The organism is Microcella sp., assembly GCF_046293215.1.
Lineage (GTDB): Bacteria > Actinomycetota > Actinomycetes > Actinomycetales > Microbacteriaceae > Microcella.
Genome location: NZ_JBKBPI010000001.1, coordinates 266,593 through 284,705, shown reverse-complemented (window position 1 = coordinate 284,705; position 18,113 = coordinate 266,593). Strand labels below are relative to the sequence as shown.

At 69.7% G+C, this 18,113-nt stretch carries 17 protein-coding genes; all 17 read left to right on the top strand.

Annotated elements, in window-relative coordinates; translation table 11 throughout:
* Positions 1-4: 4 nt before the first annotated feature.
* Positions 5-925 (top strand): methionyl-tRNA formyltransferase, encoded by a 921-nt coding sequence (fmt, locus tag ACK4SC_RS01360; RefSeq protein ID WP_409614319.1) that lies wholly within the window; start codon positions 5-7, stop codon positions 923-925.
* Entirely contained in the window at positions 922-2,304 is a 1,383-nt protein-coding gene (locus ACK4SC_RS01355; protein ID WP_409614116.1) for an RsmB/NOP family class I SAM-dependent RNA methyltransferase, read from the top strand. The genes fmt and ACK4SC_RS01355 overlap by 4 nt, the downstream gene beginning before the upstream one ends.
* 13 nt (positions 2,305-2,317) lie before the next feature.
* Positions 2,318-2,986, top strand: a complete 669-nt coding sequence (rpe, locus tag ACK4SC_RS01350; RefSeq protein ID WP_409614115.1) for a ribulose-phosphate 3-epimerase — start codon at positions 2,318-2,320, stop codon at positions 2,984-2,986.
* A complete protein-coding gene (locus ACK4SC_RS01345; RefSeq protein ID WP_409614114.1) occupies positions 2,983-3,351 on the top strand; it encodes an FKBP-type peptidyl-prolyl cis-trans isomerase in 369 nt (122 codons plus the stop codon). The genes rpe and ACK4SC_RS01345 overlap by 4 nt, the downstream gene beginning before the upstream one ends.
* A gap of 43 nt (positions 3,352-3,394) precedes the next feature.
* Positions 3,395-3,658, top strand: coding sequence for a phosphoribosyl-ATP diphosphatase (locus ACK4SC_RS01340; RefSeq protein ID WP_409614112.1), 264 nt, complete (start codon positions 3,395-3,397; stop codon positions 3,656-3,658).
* Between the two features lie 49 nt (positions 3,659-3,707).
* Entirely contained in the window at positions 3,708-4,547 is an 840-nt protein-coding gene (gene hisG, locus ACK4SC_RS01335) for an ATP phosphoribosyltransferase (RefSeq protein WP_409614110.1), read from the top strand.
* Positions 4,547-5,308 (top strand): imidazole glycerol phosphate synthase subunit HisF, encoded by a 762-nt coding sequence (gene hisF / locus ACK4SC_RS01330; RefSeq protein WP_409614108.1) that lies wholly within the window; start codon positions 4,547-4,549, stop codon positions 5,306-5,308. The genes hisG and hisF overlap by 1 nt, the downstream gene beginning before the upstream one ends.
* Positions 5,305-5,706, top strand: a complete 402-nt coding sequence (gene hisI / locus ACK4SC_RS01325; RefSeq protein WP_409614107.1) for a phosphoribosyl-AMP cyclohydrolase — start codon at positions 5,305-5,307, stop codon at positions 5,704-5,706. The genes hisF and hisI overlap by 4 nt, the downstream gene beginning before the upstream one ends.
* A complete protein-coding gene (locus ACK4SC_RS01320) occupies positions 5,703-7,244 on the top strand; it encodes an anthranilate synthase component I (RefSeq protein ID WP_409614104.1) in 1,542 nt (513 codons plus the stop codon). Before hisI ends, ACK4SC_RS01320 begins: the two co-directional genes overlap by 4 nt.
* On the top strand, positions 7,241-7,816 hold the full coding sequence (locus ACK4SC_RS01315) for a Trp biosynthesis-associated membrane protein (RefSeq protein ID WP_409614102.1): 576 nt from the start codon (positions 7,241-7,243) through the stop codon (positions 7,814-7,816). Before ACK4SC_RS01320 ends, ACK4SC_RS01315 begins: the two co-directional genes overlap by 4 nt.
* A 36-nt stretch (positions 7,817-7,852) precedes the next feature.
* Positions 7,853-8,083 carry a DUF6704 family protein gene (locus ACK4SC_RS01310; protein ID WP_409614100.1) on the top strand — a complete coding sequence of 77 codons (231 nt, stop codon included), beginning with the start codon at positions 7,853-7,855 and terminating at the stop codon, positions 8,081-8,083.
* The gene (gene trpC / locus ACK4SC_RS01305; RefSeq protein ID WP_409614098.1) at positions 8,084-8,860 is read left to right on the top strand and encodes an indole-3-glycerol phosphate synthase TrpC; all 777 of its coding nucleotides are present in this window, start codon (positions 8,084-8,086) and stop codon (positions 8,858-8,860) included.
* On the top strand, positions 8,857-10,077 hold the full coding sequence (trpB, locus tag ACK4SC_RS01300) for a tryptophan synthase subunit beta (protein ID WP_409614097.1): 1,221 nt from the start codon (positions 8,857-8,859) through the stop codon (positions 10,075-10,077). Before trpC ends, trpB begins: the two co-directional genes overlap by 4 nt.
* Positions 10,074-10,853 carry a tryptophan synthase subunit alpha gene (gene trpA, locus ACK4SC_RS01295; RefSeq protein ID WP_409614095.1) on the top strand — a complete coding sequence of 260 codons (780 nt, stop codon included), beginning with the start codon at positions 10,074-10,076 and terminating at the stop codon, positions 10,851-10,853. Before trpB ends, trpA begins: the two co-directional genes overlap by 4 nt.
* A gap of 66 nt (positions 10,854-10,919) precedes the next feature.
* Entirely contained in the window at positions 10,920-11,936 is a 1,017-nt protein-coding gene (gene lgt, locus ACK4SC_RS01290) for a prolipoprotein diacylglyceryl transferase (protein WP_409614093.1), read from the top strand.
* A 125-nt stretch (positions 11,937-12,061) separates the two neighbouring features.
* Complete coding sequence (gltB, locus tag ACK4SC_RS01285) at positions 12,062-16,636, top strand: glutamate synthase large subunit (RefSeq protein WP_409614091.1); 4,575 nt, start codon at positions 12,062-12,064, stop codon at positions 16,634-16,636.
* A complete protein-coding gene (locus tag ACK4SC_RS01280; protein ID WP_409614090.1) occupies positions 16,629-18,086 on the top strand; it encodes a glutamate synthase subunit beta in 1,458 nt (485 codons plus the stop codon). Before gltB ends, ACK4SC_RS01280 begins: the two co-directional genes overlap by 8 nt.
* Positions 18,087-18,113: the final 27 nt, after the last annotated feature.

Genomic DNA, 18,113 nt, shown 5'->3' with positions numbered 1-18,113 from the left:
CCCCTTGCGCCTGCTGTTCGCCGGAAGCCCCCGGGCGGCCGTCCCGACCCTCCAGGCCCTCGCGTCCGGTCCGCACACGGTCGACACCGTGATCACGCGGCCGCCGACGCCCCAGGGTCGCAAGCGCGTGTTGACCCCGACCCCGGTCGAGGACGCGGCGCTCGAGCGCGGATTACCGGTGCTGCACGCGCGAAGCCTCACCCCGCTGCAGGACGAGGTGATCGCCCGCGGTGCCGACCTCGGCGTCATCGTCGCCTTCGGCGGGCTGGTGCGCGAACCGCTTCTGAGCGCGCCGCGCTTGGGCTGGATCAACCTGCACTTCTCCCTCCTGCCTGCCTACCGGGGCGCGGCCCCCGTGCAGCACGCCATCATCGCGGGGGAGACCACGACGGGTCTCAGCGTCTTTCGCCTCACCGCCGGGCTCGACGAGGGTGACCTCTACGCACAGCGATCGCACCCCATCGGCGCCCACGACACGGCGGGAAGCCTCCTCGAGCGTCTCGCCGTGGAAGGCGCCGACGTCGTCGCTGACGTCGTGAACAGGCTCGCCGAGGGCACCATCGAGCCGAGCCCACAACAGGGCGAGCCGACCTTCGCCCCGAAACTTGATCGCCGCGACGGACGTCTGAACTTCGCCGAACCGGCGAGCGCCGTCTACGCCCGCCTGCGGGGGACGACGCCGGAACCGGGAGCCTTCGGCGAACTCGACGACGGAACCGTCGTCAAGCTGCTCGACGCCTCGATCGCACACGACGGCCCGTCGCCGGCCCCCGGGGCCCTCGTGCTTGACGGGCGCCGAGCACTCGTCGGCACCGCCGACCGCGCGCTCGAGGTGATCACGGTGCAACCGGCTGGCAAGCAGGCAATGTCCGCTATCGATTGGATGCGCGGCCTGCGCGACCGCGACGCGCGCCGATTCGCATGAGCCCGCGCCCCGTATCGCGCCCTCCGAGCGCCCGCCGCATCGCCTTCGACGTCGTGCACGCCGTCTCGACCGACGACGCCTACGCGAACCTGCTTCTTCCGGGCCGGCTGCGCTCCGCCCGCCTGAGCGCCGCCGACGTCGGATTCGCGACCGAGCTGACGTACGGAACGCTGCGCGGGCGCGGTTTTTACGATGCGGTCATCGCCGCCGCCACGGGGCGCGCCGTCGACCGCATCGACCCTCCCGTCCTCGACGTGTTGCGCATCGGCGTTCACCAGCTGCTCGCGATGGGGACGCCGCCGCACGCCGCCGTCGACGAGTCCGTGCGTCTCACCCGCCAGGTCGGCGCGGCCCGCGCCTCGGGGTTCGTCAACGCGGCGCTGCGTCGCGTGAGTGAACGCGACCTCGAGGGATGGCGCAGCACGCTGTCGCGGGGCGTCGACGACCCGGACGCGATGCTCGCGATTCGCCACGCGCATCCCGACTGGGTCGTGCGGGCTCTACGCGACGCCCTGGCCGCCGAGGGGCGCGAGCACGAGCTTGAATCGCTGCTCGCCGCCGACAACCTGCCGCCGCGGGTCACCCTCGTGGCGTTGCCGGGGCTCGCCGATGAGCCGAGCGACGAGCGCGAGGAGCGCACCGCCTTTTCGCCGCTGGGCCTGCGCGCCCCCGCGGGCAACCCCGCCGCCGATCCCGACGTTGCGGCCGGCGTGCGACGCGTGCAAGACGAGGGATCCCAGCTCGCTGCCCTTGCGCTCAGCCGGTCCCGCCCCGCCCGGCCCGGTGAACGATGGCTCGACCTGTGCGCGGGGCCCGGAGGAAAGGCTGCGCTGCTCGCCGCGGAGGCCCGCGCGGCGGGAGCCGCCCTCACCGCCAACGAGGCCGTGCCGGCGCGGGCCGAGCTGGTGCGGCGCGCCCTCGCGCCCATCGACGCGACGATCCGGGTGCGTGCGGGGGATGGTCGCTCGATCGCTGACGACACCGACGCGCTTTTCGACCGCGTGCTCGTCGACGCCCCCTGCACCGGGCTGGGCGCCCTGCGCCGCCGGCCGGAGGCGCGCTGGCGCAAGACCGCCGCCGACGTGGCGCCGCTTGCCGCGCTGCAGGCGGAACTGCTCACCGCGGCACTGGATGTCACGGCCCCCGGCGGCATCGTGGCGTACGTCACCTGTTCGCCTCACCTCGCCGAGACCCGCGACGTCGTCGACGCCGTGCTCAGCGCGCGTGACGACGCTGAGACGATCGATACCCCCGCCGTGCTCAGCGCGATCACGCGCACGCCCCTCGACCTGGGTGCGCGGGGCGACGCCGCCCAGCTGTGGCCGCACCGGCACCTCAGCGACGCGATGTTCATCCAACTGATCGGCCGTCGCCCCTGAGTACGCTGGCGGTGTGAGCGTGCGCATTAATCCGAGCATCCTGTCGGCCGATTTCGTCAACATGGAGCGCGACCTCGGGCGCATCGCGAGTGCCGACTACGTTCACGTCGACGTGATGGACAACCACTTCGTGCCGAACCTCACGTTTGGCCCGCAGATGGTCGGCCGCGTGAACGACGTGTCGCCCATCCCGCTCGACGTGCACCTGATGATCGCCGACATCGACCGCTGGGCGCCGGGGTACGCCGAGCTTGGCGCGTTTTCGGTCACGTTCCACGTCGAAGCCGCACGCGATCCGGTCGCTGTCGCCCGCGCGCTGCGCGATCGCGGCGCACGCGCCGGCCTCGCGGTGAAGCCCGGCACACCCATCGAGCCCTACCTTGACCTGCTTCCCGAGTTCGACCAGGTGCTCGTCATGACGGTCGAACCCGGCTTCGGCGGCCAGTCGTTCATGCCAGAGACCATGCCGAAGCTTCGGGCCCTCCGGGAGGCGAGGAAGCGAATGGGGGTCGACACGTGGCTACAGGTCGACGGCGGCATCGCGGAGGACACCATCGCGATCGCTGCCGAGGCCGGTGCCGACACCTTCGTGGCCGGTTCGGCCGTGTACGGAGCCGCTGACCCGGCGGAGGCGATCAGCCGTCTGCGGGAGCGCGCGCAGTCTGCTTGGATGGAACCATGAGCCAGCTGAGCAAGCCCGAGATCGACTTCTTCGAGGGGCCCGCCCCCGCCGAGCTCGTCATCACCGACCTCGTCGTCGGCGACGGAGCCGAGGCCACCCCCGGCGCAACCGTTGACGTGCACTACGTCGGTGTCGAGTTCGACACGGGCGAAGAATTTGACGCCTCCTGGAACCGCGGCGCGTCGATCAACTTCCCCCTCGGAAGCCTGATCGCCGGGTGGCAGCAGGGGATTCCCGGCATGAAGGTCGGCGGACGCCGACAGCTGGTCTGCCCGCCCCACCTCGCCTACGGCCCCGCCGGCGGCGGCCATCGCCTGTCGGGCAAGACGCTCGTCTTCGTCATCGACCTGCTCGGCGTCTCCTGACGCGCGACAGAAACACGCAGTGCGCGCCCGGTACGCTGAGCGCGTGAAGACGTTCGACCAGCTGTTCGACGAGCTCGCCGAGAAGGCGCGGTCACGCCCCGAGGGGTCCGGCACCGTGGCCCAGCTCGATGCGGGCGTGCACGCGATCGGGAAGAAGATCGTCGAAGAGGCCGCAGAGGTCTGGATGGCCGCCGAGTACGAGAGCGACGAGGCCGCGGCCGAAGAGATCTCGCAGCTGCTGTACCACCTGCAGGTGCTGATGCTCGCCAAGGGCCTCACGCCCGCCGACGTCTACCGCCACCTCTAACCCCGCCCACGACGGTTGCGCCTCCCGCGCGGCCGAGGAAGACACCCGAATGCTGAGAATCGCGGTGCCCAACAAGGGATCGCTGTCCGAGACGGCCGCGCACATGCTCGCGGAGGCCGGCTACACCGGTCGCCGCGATCCGCGCGCGCTCACCAGCGCCGACGCCCGCAACGGTGTCGAATTCTTCTACCTTCGGCCTCGCGACATCGCCACCTACGTGGGCTCGGGAGCGCTCGACGTCGGAATCACGGGGCGTGACCTGCTTCTCGACTCGGGTTCAGACGCGCGCGAAATCCAGGCCCTCGACTTCGGCGACTCGACCTTCCGGTTCGCCGCCCCGCCGAACACCGTGCGCACCCTCGACGATCTGAACGGGATGCGCGTGGCAACCAGCTATCCGGGTCTCGTCGGCGACTTCCTGGCCCGACACGGCGTCACCGCCGACCTCATTCGGCTGGATGGCGCGGTGGAGTCGGCCGTGCGCCTCGGCGTGGCCGACGCCGTCGCCGACGTCGTGTCGACGGGCGCCACGTTGCGCGCGCAGGGCCTGGAAATCGTCGGCCCCGTGATCCTCGAGTCGACCGCCGTGCTGATCAGCGCCCAGCCCGATCGTCCGGGAATCGCCACGCTGCAGCGGCGACTACAGGGCGTACTGGTCGCGCGACAGTACGTGCTGATGGACTACGACCTGCCCCGCGAGCTGCTCGAGCGCGCCCAAGCGATCACGCCGGGCCTCGAGTCGCCGACGGTCAGCCCGCTGGCCGACAGCGGCTGGGTCGCCGTGCGCGCCATGGTGCCCCGCGCCGACGTCAACCACGTCATGGACGAGCTGTACGACCTCGGCGCCCGCGCAATCCTCGTCGGTTCGATCCACGCCGCCCGCCTCTGATGACGGTCGCCGTTCGGGTCATTCCCTGCCTCGACGTGGCCGGCGGCCGCGTCGTGAAGGGTGTTAACTTCATGGGCCTGCGCGACGCGGGCGACCCGATCGAGCTCGCTCGCCGATACTTCGAGCAGGGTGCCGACGAGATCACCTTCCTCGACGTGACGGCCACGGTCGACCAGCGCGAGACGACCTACGATGTCGTGCGGGCTACGGCCGAGCAGGTGTTCATCCCGCTCACCGTTGGCGGGGGAGTGCGGTCGACGGAGGACGTGGCGCGGCTCCTCGGCCACGGTGCCGACAAGATCGGCGTCAACAGTGCCGCCATCGCCCGACCCGCTCTGATCGATGAGATTGCTGACCGCTTCGGTGCCCAGGTGTGCGTGCTCTCGCTCGACGTCACGCGCGATTCGGCGGCACCCAGCGGATTCGTCGTCACCACCCACGGCGGGCGCACCCGCACCGACATCGACGCGCTGGCCTGGGCGACGGAAGCGATCGAGCGCGGCGCAGGCGAGCTGCTCGTCAACTCGATCGATGCCGACGGCACGAAGGCCGGTTTTGACCTCGAGCTGATCTCGGCCATGCGTGAGGTGGCGTCCGTTCCCGTGATCGCGTCGGGCGGCGCCGGCGTGCTTGAGCACTTCCCACCCGCGATTGCGGCGGGTGCCGATGCCGTCCTCGCGGCCAGCGTTTTCCACAACGCAGAATTGACCATCGGTGAGGTCAAGCAGGCTCTCGCCGCCGAGGGGGTGCTGGTTCGATGACGGCCCAGGGCTCCGCCGAGGCGCACGACGCGGCTCGCCTCGGCGATGCGGCCGCGGCGGCGGTCGTCGAGCGCGTTCGCTTCGCCGCTGACGGGCTGGTGCCCGCCATCATCCAGTCGCACGATGATGACGCCGTGCTGATGCTCGGCTACATGAACGCCGAGGCACTGCGTCGCACGCTGACCGAGGGGCGCGTCACGTTCTGGAGCCGCTCGCGCCGCGAGTACTGGCGCAAGGGCGACACGAGCGGTCACATTCAACTGGTGCGCTCGGCCGCGCTCGACTGCGATGGCGACACGGTTCTGATTCGAGTTCACCAGGTCGGCCCCGCGTGTCACACGGGTGCGCGCCGGTGCTTCGACGTCGATCCCGTCATCGCGGAGGGAGCGCAGACATGACGACCACCATGGAGGACGTCCTAGCGCGGCGGCGGGATGCCCGCGTCGTGCCCGTCATTCGTGAGCTGTTCGCCGACGCTGCCACGCCGGTTGGCCTGTATCGCGCCCTGGCACACGACCGCCCCGGCACGTTTTTGCTCGAATCAGCCGAGCAGGGTGGTATCTGGTCGCGTTACTCGTTCATCGGCGTCGCGTCGTTCGGGGTCCTGACCGAGCACGACGGCGCCACCCGCTGGATCGACACGGGCATCGATGCCGATCGCGCGTTCGGCGGTCCCATCCCCGATGATCCCCTCGCGGCGCTCGACCTGCTTCACGCGCGCTGGCGAACGCCGGCTGACCCCGCGCATCCTCCGCTCACCGGGGGGCTCGTCGGCTTCATCGGGTGGGATGCGGTGCGCCGCGTCGAGCACCTTCCCGATGCGCCGCCGGCCGATTTCATTGTGCCGGAGCTCGCTGTCGCCTTCACGAGCGAGCTCGTGGTTATGGACCACCGCACCGGAACCGTGCAGATCGTCGCGGCGCTGCTGCTCGACGGCGAGCCGGATGACGCCGAGATCGCGACGCGATTCGCGGAGGCGCAGGGCCGACTGGACGCGCTTGCCACCGCCCTGACGCGCCCCATCACGCCCGAGCCTGCGCTCATCGACACCTCGGTGGCGCCGAACCCGCAGCACCGGTCGACCCCCGAGCAGTTCCTCGACGCGGTCGCCGCGTCGAAGCAGCACATCCGCGACGGCGACGTGTTCCAGGTGGTCATCTCGCAGCGATTCGACCACCCGGTCACTGCTGCGCCCCTCGACGTGTACCGCGTGCTGCGCGCCCTGAACCCGTCTCCGTACATGTACGTGCTCAACCTGACCAGTGCCGCCGGCGCTGAGTACGCGATCGTCGGTTCGTCTCCCGAGGCGCTCGTGAAGGTGCAGGACGGACGCGCGTTCTCTCACCCCATCGCCGGCTCGCGCCCGCGCGGAGCGACGCCCGAGCACGATGCCGCGCTCGCCGACGAGCTGCTGGCGGATCGCAAAGAACAGGCCGAGCACCTCATGCTCGTCGACCTCGCGCGCAACGACCTGTCGAAGGTGTGCACACCCGGCAGCGTGGAGGTCACCGAGTTCATGCAGGTCGAGCGCTTCAGCCACATCATGCACCTCGTCTCGAGTGTGGAGGGCGACGTGCGCGAGACCGCCAGCCCCATCGACGTGCTGCGCGCGACGTTCCCCGCCGGCACCCTGAGCGGCGCGCCGAAGCCGCGCGCCCTCGAGATCATCGACGCCCTCGAGCCGGCACGCCGCGGCGTGTACGGAGGCGTCGTGGGGTACTTCTCGTTCTCCGGAGACCTCGACCTCGCTATCGCCATTCGTACGGCCTTTCTCGCCGACGGCGTCGCGCGCGTGCAGGCCGGTGCGGGGCTTGTCGCCGATTCGCAGCCGCAGGCCGAGTTTGAGGAAACCGTCGCCAAGGCTGCGGCACCCCTGCGCGCGGTCGCGATCGCGAACGCGCTGCGTCCCGTGGCCGCGGACGGTGATCGCGCATGACGCCGGAACGCCGTCGACTCATCGCCATCGTTGCTCCGCTGCTGGCCGCGGGCCTCGCCCTCCTGGCCTGGACGCAGGTGTGGGTCGTGCTTGACCTCGGAGGCGGGCTCGCCGTCGAGGCGCGCGGCGAGACCGCTGCGGCCACCGTTCCCGCGCTCGCGCTCGCGCTGCTCGCGCTCACCGCGGCGCTCGCGCTGGTCGGACGCACCCCGCGCATCCTGCTCGCCATCGTGCAGCTCGGCCTCGGGGTGGGAATTGCGGCAGCCTCTCTCGCCGTCCTGACCGATCCCGTCGGACGCGGGGGGCCCGCCGTCACCGCCGTCACGGGCGTCGACGGAGACGCGGGAATCGCTGCTCTTGTTGCCGCGTCGAGCGTGACGGGGTGGGTCAGTCTCGCCATTGTCGCCGGCGTGCTGGCTGCCCTGAGTGGGGTGCTGACGGCCGCGACAGCGCACCGCTGGCCCGAGCGTGTCCGACGCTACGACGCTCCCGACGGCGGTGCCGCTCCGCGCACCGACCGACTGGGTGACTGGGATGCGCTGAGCGACGGCGACGACCCCACGGCCCGGTAGACTGTAAGCCCTGCCCGTTCCCGACTCAGGAGACGCATGAACGCCCAGAACGACCCCGGACACGGACACTCGCCCGCCGCCTGGACGGCCGTGGTCATTATGCTGATCGGCTTTACCGTCGGCACGGTCGCGTTCTTCTTCGAACTCGCCCCCGTCGTGTGGGCCAGCGCCGTCGTCGTGGTCGTCGGCTGGATCGTCGGTGGCGTCATGGCGAAGATGGGCTACGGCGTGAAGGGTCCCCGCTACGCGCCGAAGGCGCACTCCTAAGTGCTCGACGGGCTCACGGCGGGCGCGCTCGAAGATGCGGTAGCTCGTCGCGCTGAGCGTCCCCTCGCGGCGGTAGAGGCTGCCGCTTCTGCCCAGGCTCCGGCGCGCGACGCCGTCGCCGCGCTCGCCCGTGCCTCGCACGTGAAGCTGATCGCCGAGGTGAAGCGAGCGAGTCCGTCTCGGGGAGCGCTTGCGAGCATCCCTGACCCGGCCGACCTCGCCACGCAATACGCGACGGGCGGCGCCCACGCGATTAGCGTGCTCACCGAGCAGCGACGCTTTCAGGGCTCACTCGCCGACCTGGAGGCCGTGCGCGCGGCCGTCGACGTCCCCGTGCTGCGCAAAGACTTCATCGCCGACGAGTACCAGATCGCCGAGGCCCGCGCGGCCGGTGCCGACATGGTGCTGCTCATCGTTGCCGCCCTCGACGAGCCCACGTTGCGCCGACTGCACGCACACGTGCTCGAGTGGGGGATGACGCCGCTCGTCGAAACGCACTCAGAAGACGAAGCGCGCCGCGCCGTCGATCTCGGTGCGAGCCTCATCGGGGTGAACGCCCGCGACCTTCAGACGTTCGAGCTCGACCGCGACCTGTTCGGTCGACTCGCCCCGATCATCCCCGATGACGCGATCCGCATCGCCGAATCAGCCGTCCTCAGCGTCTCCGACGTTGAGCACTACCGGCGCGCCGGCGCCGATGTGGTGCTCGTCGGTGAAGCTCTCGTCACCGGTGGCGACCCCGTCGCTACCGCCCGGCAGTTTGTGAGTGTGTCATGACCCTGCGCGACGTTGTCGGCCCGTACTTCGGCACCTTCGGCGGGCGGTTCGTGCCCGAATCGCTGATCGCCGCGCTCGATGAACTCGATGAGGCGTACCAAGCGGCGCGTGTCGATCCCACTTTCGCCGCCGAACTGGCCGAGCTACACCGCAGCTACACCGGCCGGCCATCGATCATCACCGAGGCGCCGCGATTCGCGGAGCACGCTGGCGGCGCCCGTATCCTGCTCAAGCGTGAAGACCTGAACCACACCGGTAGCCACAAGATCAACAACGTTCTCGGTCAGGCGCTGCTGGCCAAGCGGCTCGGAAAGACGCGTCTCATCGCCGAGACGGGAGCGGGCCAGCACGGTGTTGCGAGCGCAACCGCCGCCGCCCTGTTCGGCATGGAGTGCGTCGTGTACATGGGCGCCGTCGACACCGAGCGTCAGGCGCTCAACGTCGCGCGCATGAAGCTGCTCGGGGCCGAGGTCGTCGCGGTGCAGACCGGGTCGCGAACGCTGAAAGACGCGATCAATGACGCGATGCGCGACTGGGTTGCGAACGTCGACACCACCCACTACCTGCTGGGAACGGTGGCCGGCCCGCACCCGTTCCCGACGATGGTGCGCGACTTCCACGCCGTGATCGGCACCGAGGCGCGCGAGCAGGTTCTCGCGCTCACCGGTCGACTGCCCGACGCGGTTGCTGCCTGCGTGGGCGGGGGTAGCAACGCCATGGGAATCTTCCACGCCTTCCTCGACGACACCGCGGTGCGCCTGGTTGGCTTCGAGGCGGCCGGCGACGGCATCGACACCCCGCATCACGCCGCCACGATCTCGAAGGGTCGCCCGGGAGTCCTGCACGGGGCCCGGAGCCTCATGCTGCAAGACGACGACGGCCAGACGATGGAGTCGCACTCAATCTCCGCCGGCCTCGACTATCCCGGTGTGGGGCCCGAGCACGCGTGGCTGGCCGACATCGGACGCGCCGAGTACCGCGGCGTGACCGATGCCGAGGCGATGAACGCGCTGCGGCTGCTCAGCCGCACCGAGGGCATCATCCCCGCCATCGAGACGGCCCACGCCCTGCACGGCGCGCTCGAGCTCGGAAAAGAGCTCGGCCCCGAGGGCATCGTGCTCGTGTCGCTGAGTGGCCGCGGCGACAAAGACATGGAGACGGCTGCCCGCTACTTCCGCTTGCTCGATGGAGAGGGCGAACCGGAGGTCACGCGATGAGCGACGTCGAGACGACGATTCGCACCCGCCGCGACGCCGGCTCTGGCGCACTCATCGCCTATCTGCCGATCGGCTTCCCGACCCTGGAGGAGAGCATCCAGGCCGCCATTGCCGTCGTCAACAACGGCGTCGACATCCTGGAACTCGGCTTGCCGTACAGCGACCCCGTGATGGACGGCGTCGCGATCCAGAAGGCCACGCAGACAGCGCTGCAGAACGGCTTCCGCGTGCGCGATGCCTTTACGGCCGTCGAGCGGGTGCGCGCTGCCGTCGATGCGCCGGTGCTCGTGATGACCTACTGGAACCCCGTCGTGCAGTACGGCGTCGACCGTTTCGCCGCCGATCTGAAGAGCGCCGGGGGAGCGGGACTCATCACCCCCGACCTCATTCCCGACGAGGCCAGCGACTGGATGGCGGCTTCGGAGGCTCACGACCTCGACCGCGTCTTCCTCGCCGCCCCCTCCTCCTCCGACGCGCGCATGCGCCAGGCGGTCGAGGCAAGCCGCGGGTTCGTCTACGCGGTCTCGACGATGGGCATCACTGGCGCGCGCGCCGACGTCGACGCCGCCGCCCGCGGCGTCGTCGCCCGGCTCCGCGATGCGGGATGCACGTCCACGTGCGTCGGACTCGGCATCTCCACCGCCGAGCAGGTGCGCGATGTCCTGAGCTACGCCGACGGCGCGATCGTCGGCTCCCGCTTGGTCGCGGCCCTCAGCGAGGGGGGCGTAGACAGCGTCGCCCGCGTTGCCGCCGACCTCGCCAGCGGCACCCGCTAGCCTCCGTCTTCGGCCAGTCGCCAGTAGGCTGGCACGCGATTCCACCCTGTCGAAAGGCCCGCATCCGTGATCTCTGCCCTCAGCATCCCGAGTCCTGGCGAGGAGTGGCGCGCGTTCAACCTTGGTCAGTGGCTGCGTGACATCGGCCTGTCGTGGTTCTCTTTCGATGTCACGATCAATGCCTACGCGCTGTGCATCCTGCTCGGCATTGCCGCCGCCGTATGGCTCACCCACGTGCGCCTGACGCGCCGCGGTGCTGAACCGTGGATCGTGCTCGACATCGCGCTGTTCGCCGTTCCGCTGGGCATCATCGGTGGTCGCATATATCACGTCGTGACGCACCCCGCCGACTACTTTTTCCCGGGCGCCGACCTGCTGCGCGTTCTGTACATCTGGGAGGGCGGCATGGCGATCTTCGGCGCCCTCATCGGTGGAGCCGTGGGCGCCTACATCGGATGCCGCGTCACGGGCATCCGGTTCTGGTCGTTCGCCGACGCGCTCGCGCCGGGACTGCTGATCGCCCAGGCGTTCGGTCGCCTCGGCAACTGGTTCAACCAGGAACTGTTCGGTCTGCCCACCGACCTGCCGTGGGGTCTCGAGATCGACCGCCCGAACCCGGCGATCCCCGTGGGTCTACCCGAGGACGTGCTGTTTCACCCCACGTTCCTGTACGAGATCGTCTGGAACCTGGCCGGCGCTGCGGTGCTGCTGCTCATCGACGCGCGGTTGCGCGTGCAGTGGGGCAAGCTGCTCGGCGGCTATCTGATCTGGTACGGCGTCGGGCGCAGCGTGTTTGAGACGATCCGCCTCGACCCGAGCGAACTCTTCCTGGGCGTGCGCGTGAACGTCTGGGCGGCGTGGGCCGCCGTGGTGCTCGGCATCGTCATCGTGATCGTGCAACGCCGCCGACACCACGGCCAAGAACCGGGGCCGTACATCGAGGGTCGGGGTTGGTCTCCCGACGCTGGGGTAGACTCCGAGGACGTCTACACCGAGACGGACCTGGCCGGCAAAGACGCCGTCGAGGTCGCCGAGAAATCCGGCGCACCTTCCGCCACAAGCGGACCCGCCGCGAACGCGTAACCGCACGGATCGCCACCACCTTGATCCCGGTTCCACGCTCCGCGGCGCGCGATTCCGCGCACACAGTCCCTGGGCCAGCGACGTCCCGCACCTCAGCACGAACACATGTGAGGACGGTCACGCGCATGACTCACAGCCCGTATCGCCGGTTTTCGAGTATCCCTGCCAAGCAGGGTGCCTACGACCCCGAGCGCGAACGCGACGCCTGCGGGCTCGCCATGGTGGCGACCCTGCGCGGCACCGCCGGCCACGACATCATCCAGAACGCCCTCGACGCTCTGCGCAACCTCGAGCACCGTGGTGCGGTCGGCTCCGACGCCGGAACCGGTGACGGCGCGGGCATCCTCACCCAGGTGCCGGACGTCTTCTTCCGTGCGGTCGTGCCCTTTGCTCTGCCCGCCGCGGGCGCGTACGCCGTCGGCGCCGCCTTCCTGCCGACCGACGCGGCCGAGCGGGCGCGCGAGAAGTCGGGTATCGAGGCCATCGCCGTCGAGGAGGGCCTCACGGTCCTCGGCTGGCGCGAGGTGCCCGTCGACCCGAGCCAGGTCGGCACGCTGGCGCGCGAGGCCATGCCCGCGATCGAACAGCTCTTTGTGGCGTCGGCGCGTGCCGACGCGACGGGTGCTCCGCTTGCGGGTATCGCCCTCGACCGACAGACGTTCCGCACTCGCAAGCGCGCCGAGCGTGAGCTGGGCGCGTACTTCCCTTCGCTGAGCTGCCGCACCATCACCTACAAGGGCATGGTCACCACCCTGCAGCTGGAGCCGTTCTACCCCGACCTCAGCGACGAGCGCTTCGCGTCGAAGCTCGCGCTCGTGCACTCCCGCTACTCGACGAACACGTTCCCGTCGTGGCCTCTTGCGCAGCCCTTCCGCATGATCGCGCACAACGGCGAGATCAACACGGTCCAGGGAAACCGCAACTGGATGCGCGCGCGTCAGTCCCAGCTCGTCAGCGAGCTGCTGGGCGACCTGCGCGATGTGTTCCCCATCGTGACGCCCGGCGCGAGTGACTCGGCCTCCTTCGACGAGGTCGTCGAGCTGCTGAGCCTCGGCGGGCGCAGCATTCCGCACGCGATCATGATGATGATCCCCGAGGCGTGGGAGAACCAGACCGGCATCGACCGCAAACTGCGCGACTTCTACGAGTACCACTCGATGCTCATGGAGCCGTGGGACGGCCCGGCAGCGCTGTCCTTTACCGACGGTTCGCTCGTCGGCGCCACCCTCGACCGCAACGGGCTCCGCCCCGGCCGCTTCCTCGTCACCGACGACGGCCTCGTGGTGCTCGCCAGCGAGATCGGCGTGCTCGACATCGACCCCGCTCGAGTCGTGCGCAAGGGCCGGCTGCGTCCCGGCGCGATGTTCCTCGTCGACACGGCTGAGGGCCGCATCATCGAAGACGACGAGATCAAGCGCGAACTGGCTGAGCTCGAACCGTGGGGCGAGTGGCTGGCCGGCAACCGCATCGCCCTGTCGCAGCTTCCCGAGCGCGAGCACATCGTTCACACGCCCGCCTCGATCACGCGCCGTCAGCGCACCTTCGGGTACACCGAAGAGGAGGTGCGCGTTCTGCTGGCCCCCATGGCGAAGGCCGGCAGCGAACCGCTCGGAGCGATGGGTTCTGACACACCGATCGCCGTGCTCAGCGACCGTCCGCGCCTGCTGTTCGACTACTTCACCCAGCAGTTCGCCCAGGTGACGAACCCGCCGCTCGATTCCATCCGCGAGGAAGTCGTGACGTCGATGGCGCTGGGCCTCGGGCCAGAGCGCAACCTGTTGGCGGCGACCCCGCGTCACGCGCGGCAGGTCACGCTCGACTTCCCGGTCATCGACAACGATGAGCTGGCCAAGATCCAGCACATCGACCCGCGTCCCGGCAGCGCCCTGACCACCACGATCAAGGGCTTGTACCGCGTTGACAAGGGTCCCCGCGCGCTCGAGAAGCGCATCCAGGCGATGTGCGACGAGGTCGACGAGGCGATCGACGACGGCGCCGAGTTCATCGTGCTCAGCGACCGCGACTCGACGGCCGACCTTGCGCCGGTTCCGTCGCTGCTGATGCTCGCCGCGGTGCACCACCACCTCATTCGCACCGAGAAGCGCATGCGCGTGGGCCTGATCGTGGAGGCTGGCGACGTGCGCGAGGTGCACCACATCGCGCTGCTGATCGGGTACGGTGCCTCGGCGATCAACCCCTACCTGGCCATGGAGACGGTCGAAAACCTCGTGCGCAGCGGCATGATCACGGGAATCACGCCCGAGAAGGCCGTGGCGAACGTCATTAAGGCGCTCGGCAAGGGCGTTCTGAAGATCATGTCCAAGATGGGCATTTCGACGGTGGGTTCCTACGCCGGCGCCCAGGCGTTCGAGGCCGTGGGCCTCAGCCAAGAGTTCGTCGACCGCTACTTCACGGGCACCACGAGCATCCTCGGCGGTGTCGGCATCGAGACGATCGCGGAAGAGAATGCCCGCCGGCACGCTCTGGCCTACCCCGCCTCGTCGCCGTCAAACCCACACGAACGGTTGCCGATCGGCGGCGAGTACCAGTGGCGCCGCGAGGGTCCGCCGCACCTGTTCAACCCCGAGACGGTTTTCAAGCTTCAGCACGCGACAAAGGCTGGCCGCTACGACGTCTTCCGCGAGTACACGCGAGCGGTGGATGAGCAGGCTGAGAAGCTCATGACGCTGCGCGGGCTGTTCCGCTTCAAAGACGGACTGCGCGCGCCCGTGCCGCTCGACGAGGTCGAGCCGATCGAGTCGATCATCAGACGCTTTACGACGGGTGCCATGAGCATGGGGGCCATCAGCCCCGAGATGCACGAGACGCTCGCGATCGCGATGAACCGCATCGGTGGCCGCAGCAACACCGGCGAGGGCGGTGAAGATGTCGAGCGCCTGCTCGACCCCGAGCGCCGTAGTGCCATCAAGCAGGTGGCCTCGGGCCGCTTCGGCGTGACGAGCATGTACCTGACGAACGCTGACGACATCCAGATCAAGATGGCGCAGGGGGCCAAGCCCGGTGAGGGCGGCCAGCTGCCGGCCAACAAGGTCTACCCCTGGATCGCGCGCCTGCGCCACGGCACCCCGGGTGTCGGGCTCATCTCGCCGCCCCCTCACCACGACATCTACTCGATCGAAGACCTCAAGCAGCTGATCTTCGACCTGAAGCGGTCGAACCCGGCGGCGCGCATCCACGTCAAGCTCGTGAGCGAGTCGGGCATTGGTGCCGTAGCCGCGGGCGTGGCCAAGGCGAAGAGCGACGTGATCCTGATCTCGGGCCACGACGGAGGCACGGGCGCGAGCCCGCTCAACTCGCTCAAGCACGCGGGAACGCCCTGGGAGATCGGCCTCGCCGAGGCGCAGCAGACGCTCATGCTGAACCAGCTGCGTGAGCGCGTCACGGTGCAGGTCGACGGCCAGATGAAGACCGGTCGCGACGTGATCATCGCGGCCCTCCTCGGAGCCGAGGAGTACGGCTTCGCGACCGCTCCCATGGTGGTCTCCGGGTGCATCCTGATGCGGGTCTGCCACCTCGACACCTGCCCCGTGGGCGTCGCAACGCAGAACCCCGAGCTGCGCAAGCGCTTCACGGGAACGCCCGAGTTCGTCATCAACTTCTTCGAGTTCCTCGCGCAGGAGGTGCGCGAGTACCTGGCGCAGCTGGGATTCCGCAGCCTGGAGGAGGCCATCGGGCACTCCGAACTGCTCGATGTCGACCGCGCGGTGCGGCACTGGAAGGCCGATGGTCTCGACCTCGCTCCGATCCTGTCGGGGCCGGTGTTCCCCGCCGACGCCGCGCGCACGCGCCGGGTCGGTCAAGACCACGAGCTCGATGAGCACTTCGACAACCAGCTCATTCGACTCTCGGCCGACGCGCTCGAGCACGGCCAGCCGGTGCGCATCGACCTGCCGGTGCGCAACACCGAGCGCGCGGTCGGCACGATGCTCGGCAACGCCGTCACCGTGCGCCACGGAGAGCAGGGTCTTGCGCCCGACACGATCGACGTCACGCTCACCGGGTCGGCCGGCCAGAGCCTCGGCGCGTTCATGCCGCGCGGCATCACGCTGCGTCTCTACGGCGACAGCAACGACTACGTCGGCAAGGGCCTGTCGGGCGGCCGCGTCATCGTGCGCCCCGCCCGCGAGGCCGTGTTCCACGCCGAGCGCAACGTCATCGCCGGAAACGTGATCGGCTACGGCGCGACGAGCGGCGAGCTGTTCATTCGCGGCATCGTCGGCGAGCGCTTCCTCGTGCGCAACTCCGGTGCAACGGCGGTCGTCGAGGGTGTGGGCGACCACGCGCTCGAGTACATGACCGGCGGCGTCGCCGTGATCCTCGGTGAAACCGGGCGCAATCTCGGCGCCGGCATGTCCGGCGGCACGGCGTACGTGCTCGACCTCACCGACGACCGCGTGAACCGCGACAGCCTCGCGAGCGGTGAGCTGACGCTCGGCCCCCTCGACGCCGACGACCGCGCCCTGGTCAGCGAGCTGCTGAAGAAGCACCACGACGAGACCGAGTCGGCGCTTGCTCAGCGTCTGCTCGCCGACGGCGACGCCGCGCTGGAACGCTTCGTGAAGGTGCTGCCCCGTGACTACGCTGCCGTCTTGGCTACCCGCCAAACGGCGCTCGACGAAGGCCTCGATCCCGATGGTGACATCGTGTGGGGCCGCATTCTGGAGGTGACCGGTGGCTGACCCCCGCGGATTCCTGAACGTGCCCGAGCGGGAACTGCCGCCGAGGCGTCCCGTGCCGATCCGGCTCATGGACTGGAAAGAGGTCTACGAGCAGGGCGACCCCGGCCAGCTTCGGCGTCAGGCCGGCCGCTGCATGGACTGCGGCATTCCCTTCTGCCACCAGGGCTGCCCGCTCGGCAACCTCATCCCCGAGTGGAACGACCTCACGTGGCGCGGTGAAGGGCGCCAGGCGATCGAACGACTGCACGCGACGAACAACTTCCCCGAGTTCACGGGCAAGCTCTGCCCGGCGCCGTGCGAGTCGTCCTGTGTGCTCGCGATCAACCAGCCCGCCGTGACCATCAAGCAGGTCGAGGCGTCGATCATCGAGAACGCCTGGAACAACGGATGGGTGCAGCCGGCGCCGCCCGAGCGGTTGACGGGCAAGACGGTTGCGGTCGTCGGCAGCGGGCCCGCCGGCCTCGCGGCCGCGCAGCAGCTCACGCGCGCCGGGCACACGGTCGCCGTGTTCGAGAAAGACGATCGCATCGGCGGCCTACTGCGCTACGGCATTCCCGACTTCAAGATGGAAAAGCGCCACCTCGACCAGCGTCTGACGCAGATGCAGGCCGAGGGCACGCGGTTCCGCGCCGGCGTCGAAATCGGCGTCGACATCACGTGGAGCGAGCTGCGCCGGCGCTACGACGCGGTGCTCGTCGCCACGGGGGCGCCGCGCCCGCGCGACCTGCCGATCCCGGGTCGCGACGCTCTCGGCGTGCACTTCGCGATGGAGTACCTCACGCAGGCCAACCGTGTGCAGGCCGGCGACACCGTCGCCGAGCAGATCACGGCGGAGGGCAAGCACGTCGTCGTGCTCGGCGGCGGTGACACTGGTGCGGACTGCATCGGCACCGCCCACCGTCAGGGCGCCCTGAGTGTGACCAACCTCGCGATCGGTGTGCAGCCGCCGAGCGAGCGCCCCGAGAACCAGCCGTGGCCCATGCAGCCGACGCTGTTCGAGGTGCAGTCGGCCCACGAGGAGGGCGGCGAGCGCATGTACCTGGCCTCGACCGTCGAGTTCCTCACCAACGACGCGGGCGAAGTGCGTGCCGTCGTGGTCGCCGAGACCGACTTCGTTGACGGTCGCCGCGTGCCCAAGCCGGGCACGGAACGTGAACTGCCGGCCGACCTCGTGTTGCTGTCGCTCGGCTTCACGGGAGCCGACACCGACACGCTGAACCAGCAGTTCCCGCTGCCCGTGGATGCACGCGGCACGATTCGCCGGGACGCGGACTACACGACGGTCGAGCCCGGCGTGTTTGTCGCCGGCGACGCCGGACGAGGAGCCTCGCTGATCGTGTGGGCGATCGCGGAGGGCCGTGCTGCGGCCGCCGAGATCGACCGCTACCTGCAGGGCACCACCGATCTTCCCGCACCCGTGCGGGCCACAGACCGCCCCATCGCGGTCTGAACCCACGGAGGCTCGCCCCCGTGTCTA

Excerpts from the sequence above, each read along its gene's own strand:
- ACK4SC_RS01355 (WP_409614116.1), top strand. The coding sequence starts at position 922 with ATGAGCCCGCGCCCCGTATCGCGCCCTCCGAGCGCCCGCCGCATCGCC.
- ACK4SC_RS01345 (WP_409614114.1), top strand. The coding sequence starts at position 2,983 with ATGAGCCAGCTGAGCAAGCCCGAGATCGACTTCTTCGAGGGGCCCGCC.
- hisG (WP_409614110.1), top strand. The coding sequence starts at position 3,708 with ATGCTGAGAATCGCGGTGCCCAACAAGGGATCGCTGTCCGAGACGGCC.
- hisF (WP_409614108.1), top strand. The coding sequence starts at position 4,547 with ATGACGGTCGCCGTTCGGGTCATTCCCTGCCTCGACGTGGCCGGCGGC.
- hisI (WP_409614107.1), top strand. The coding sequence starts at position 5,305 with ATGACGGCCCAGGGCTCCGCCGAGGCGCACGACGCGGCTCGCCTCGGC.
- ACK4SC_RS01320 (WP_409614104.1), top strand. The coding sequence starts at position 5,703 with ATGACGACCACCATGGAGGACGTCCTAGCGCGGCGGCGGGATGCCCGC.
- ACK4SC_RS01315 (WP_409614102.1), top strand. The coding sequence starts at position 7,241 with ATGACGCCGGAACGCCGTCGACTCATCGCCATCGTTGCTCCGCTGCTG.
- ACK4SC_RS01310 (WP_409614100.1), top strand. The coding sequence starts at position 7,853 with ATGAACGCCCAGAACGACCCCGGACACGGACACTCGCCCGCCGCCTGG.
- trpB (WP_409614097.1), top strand. The coding sequence starts at position 8,857 with ATGACCCTGCGCGACGTTGTCGGCCCGTACTTCGGCACCTTCGGCGGG.
- trpA (WP_409614095.1), top strand. The coding sequence starts at position 10,074 with ATGAGCGACGTCGAGACGACGATTCGCACCCGCCGCGACGCCGGCTCT.
- gltB (WP_409614091.1), top strand. The coding sequence starts at position 12,062 with ATGACTCACAGCCCGTATCGCCGGTTTTCGAGTATCCCTGCCAAGCAG.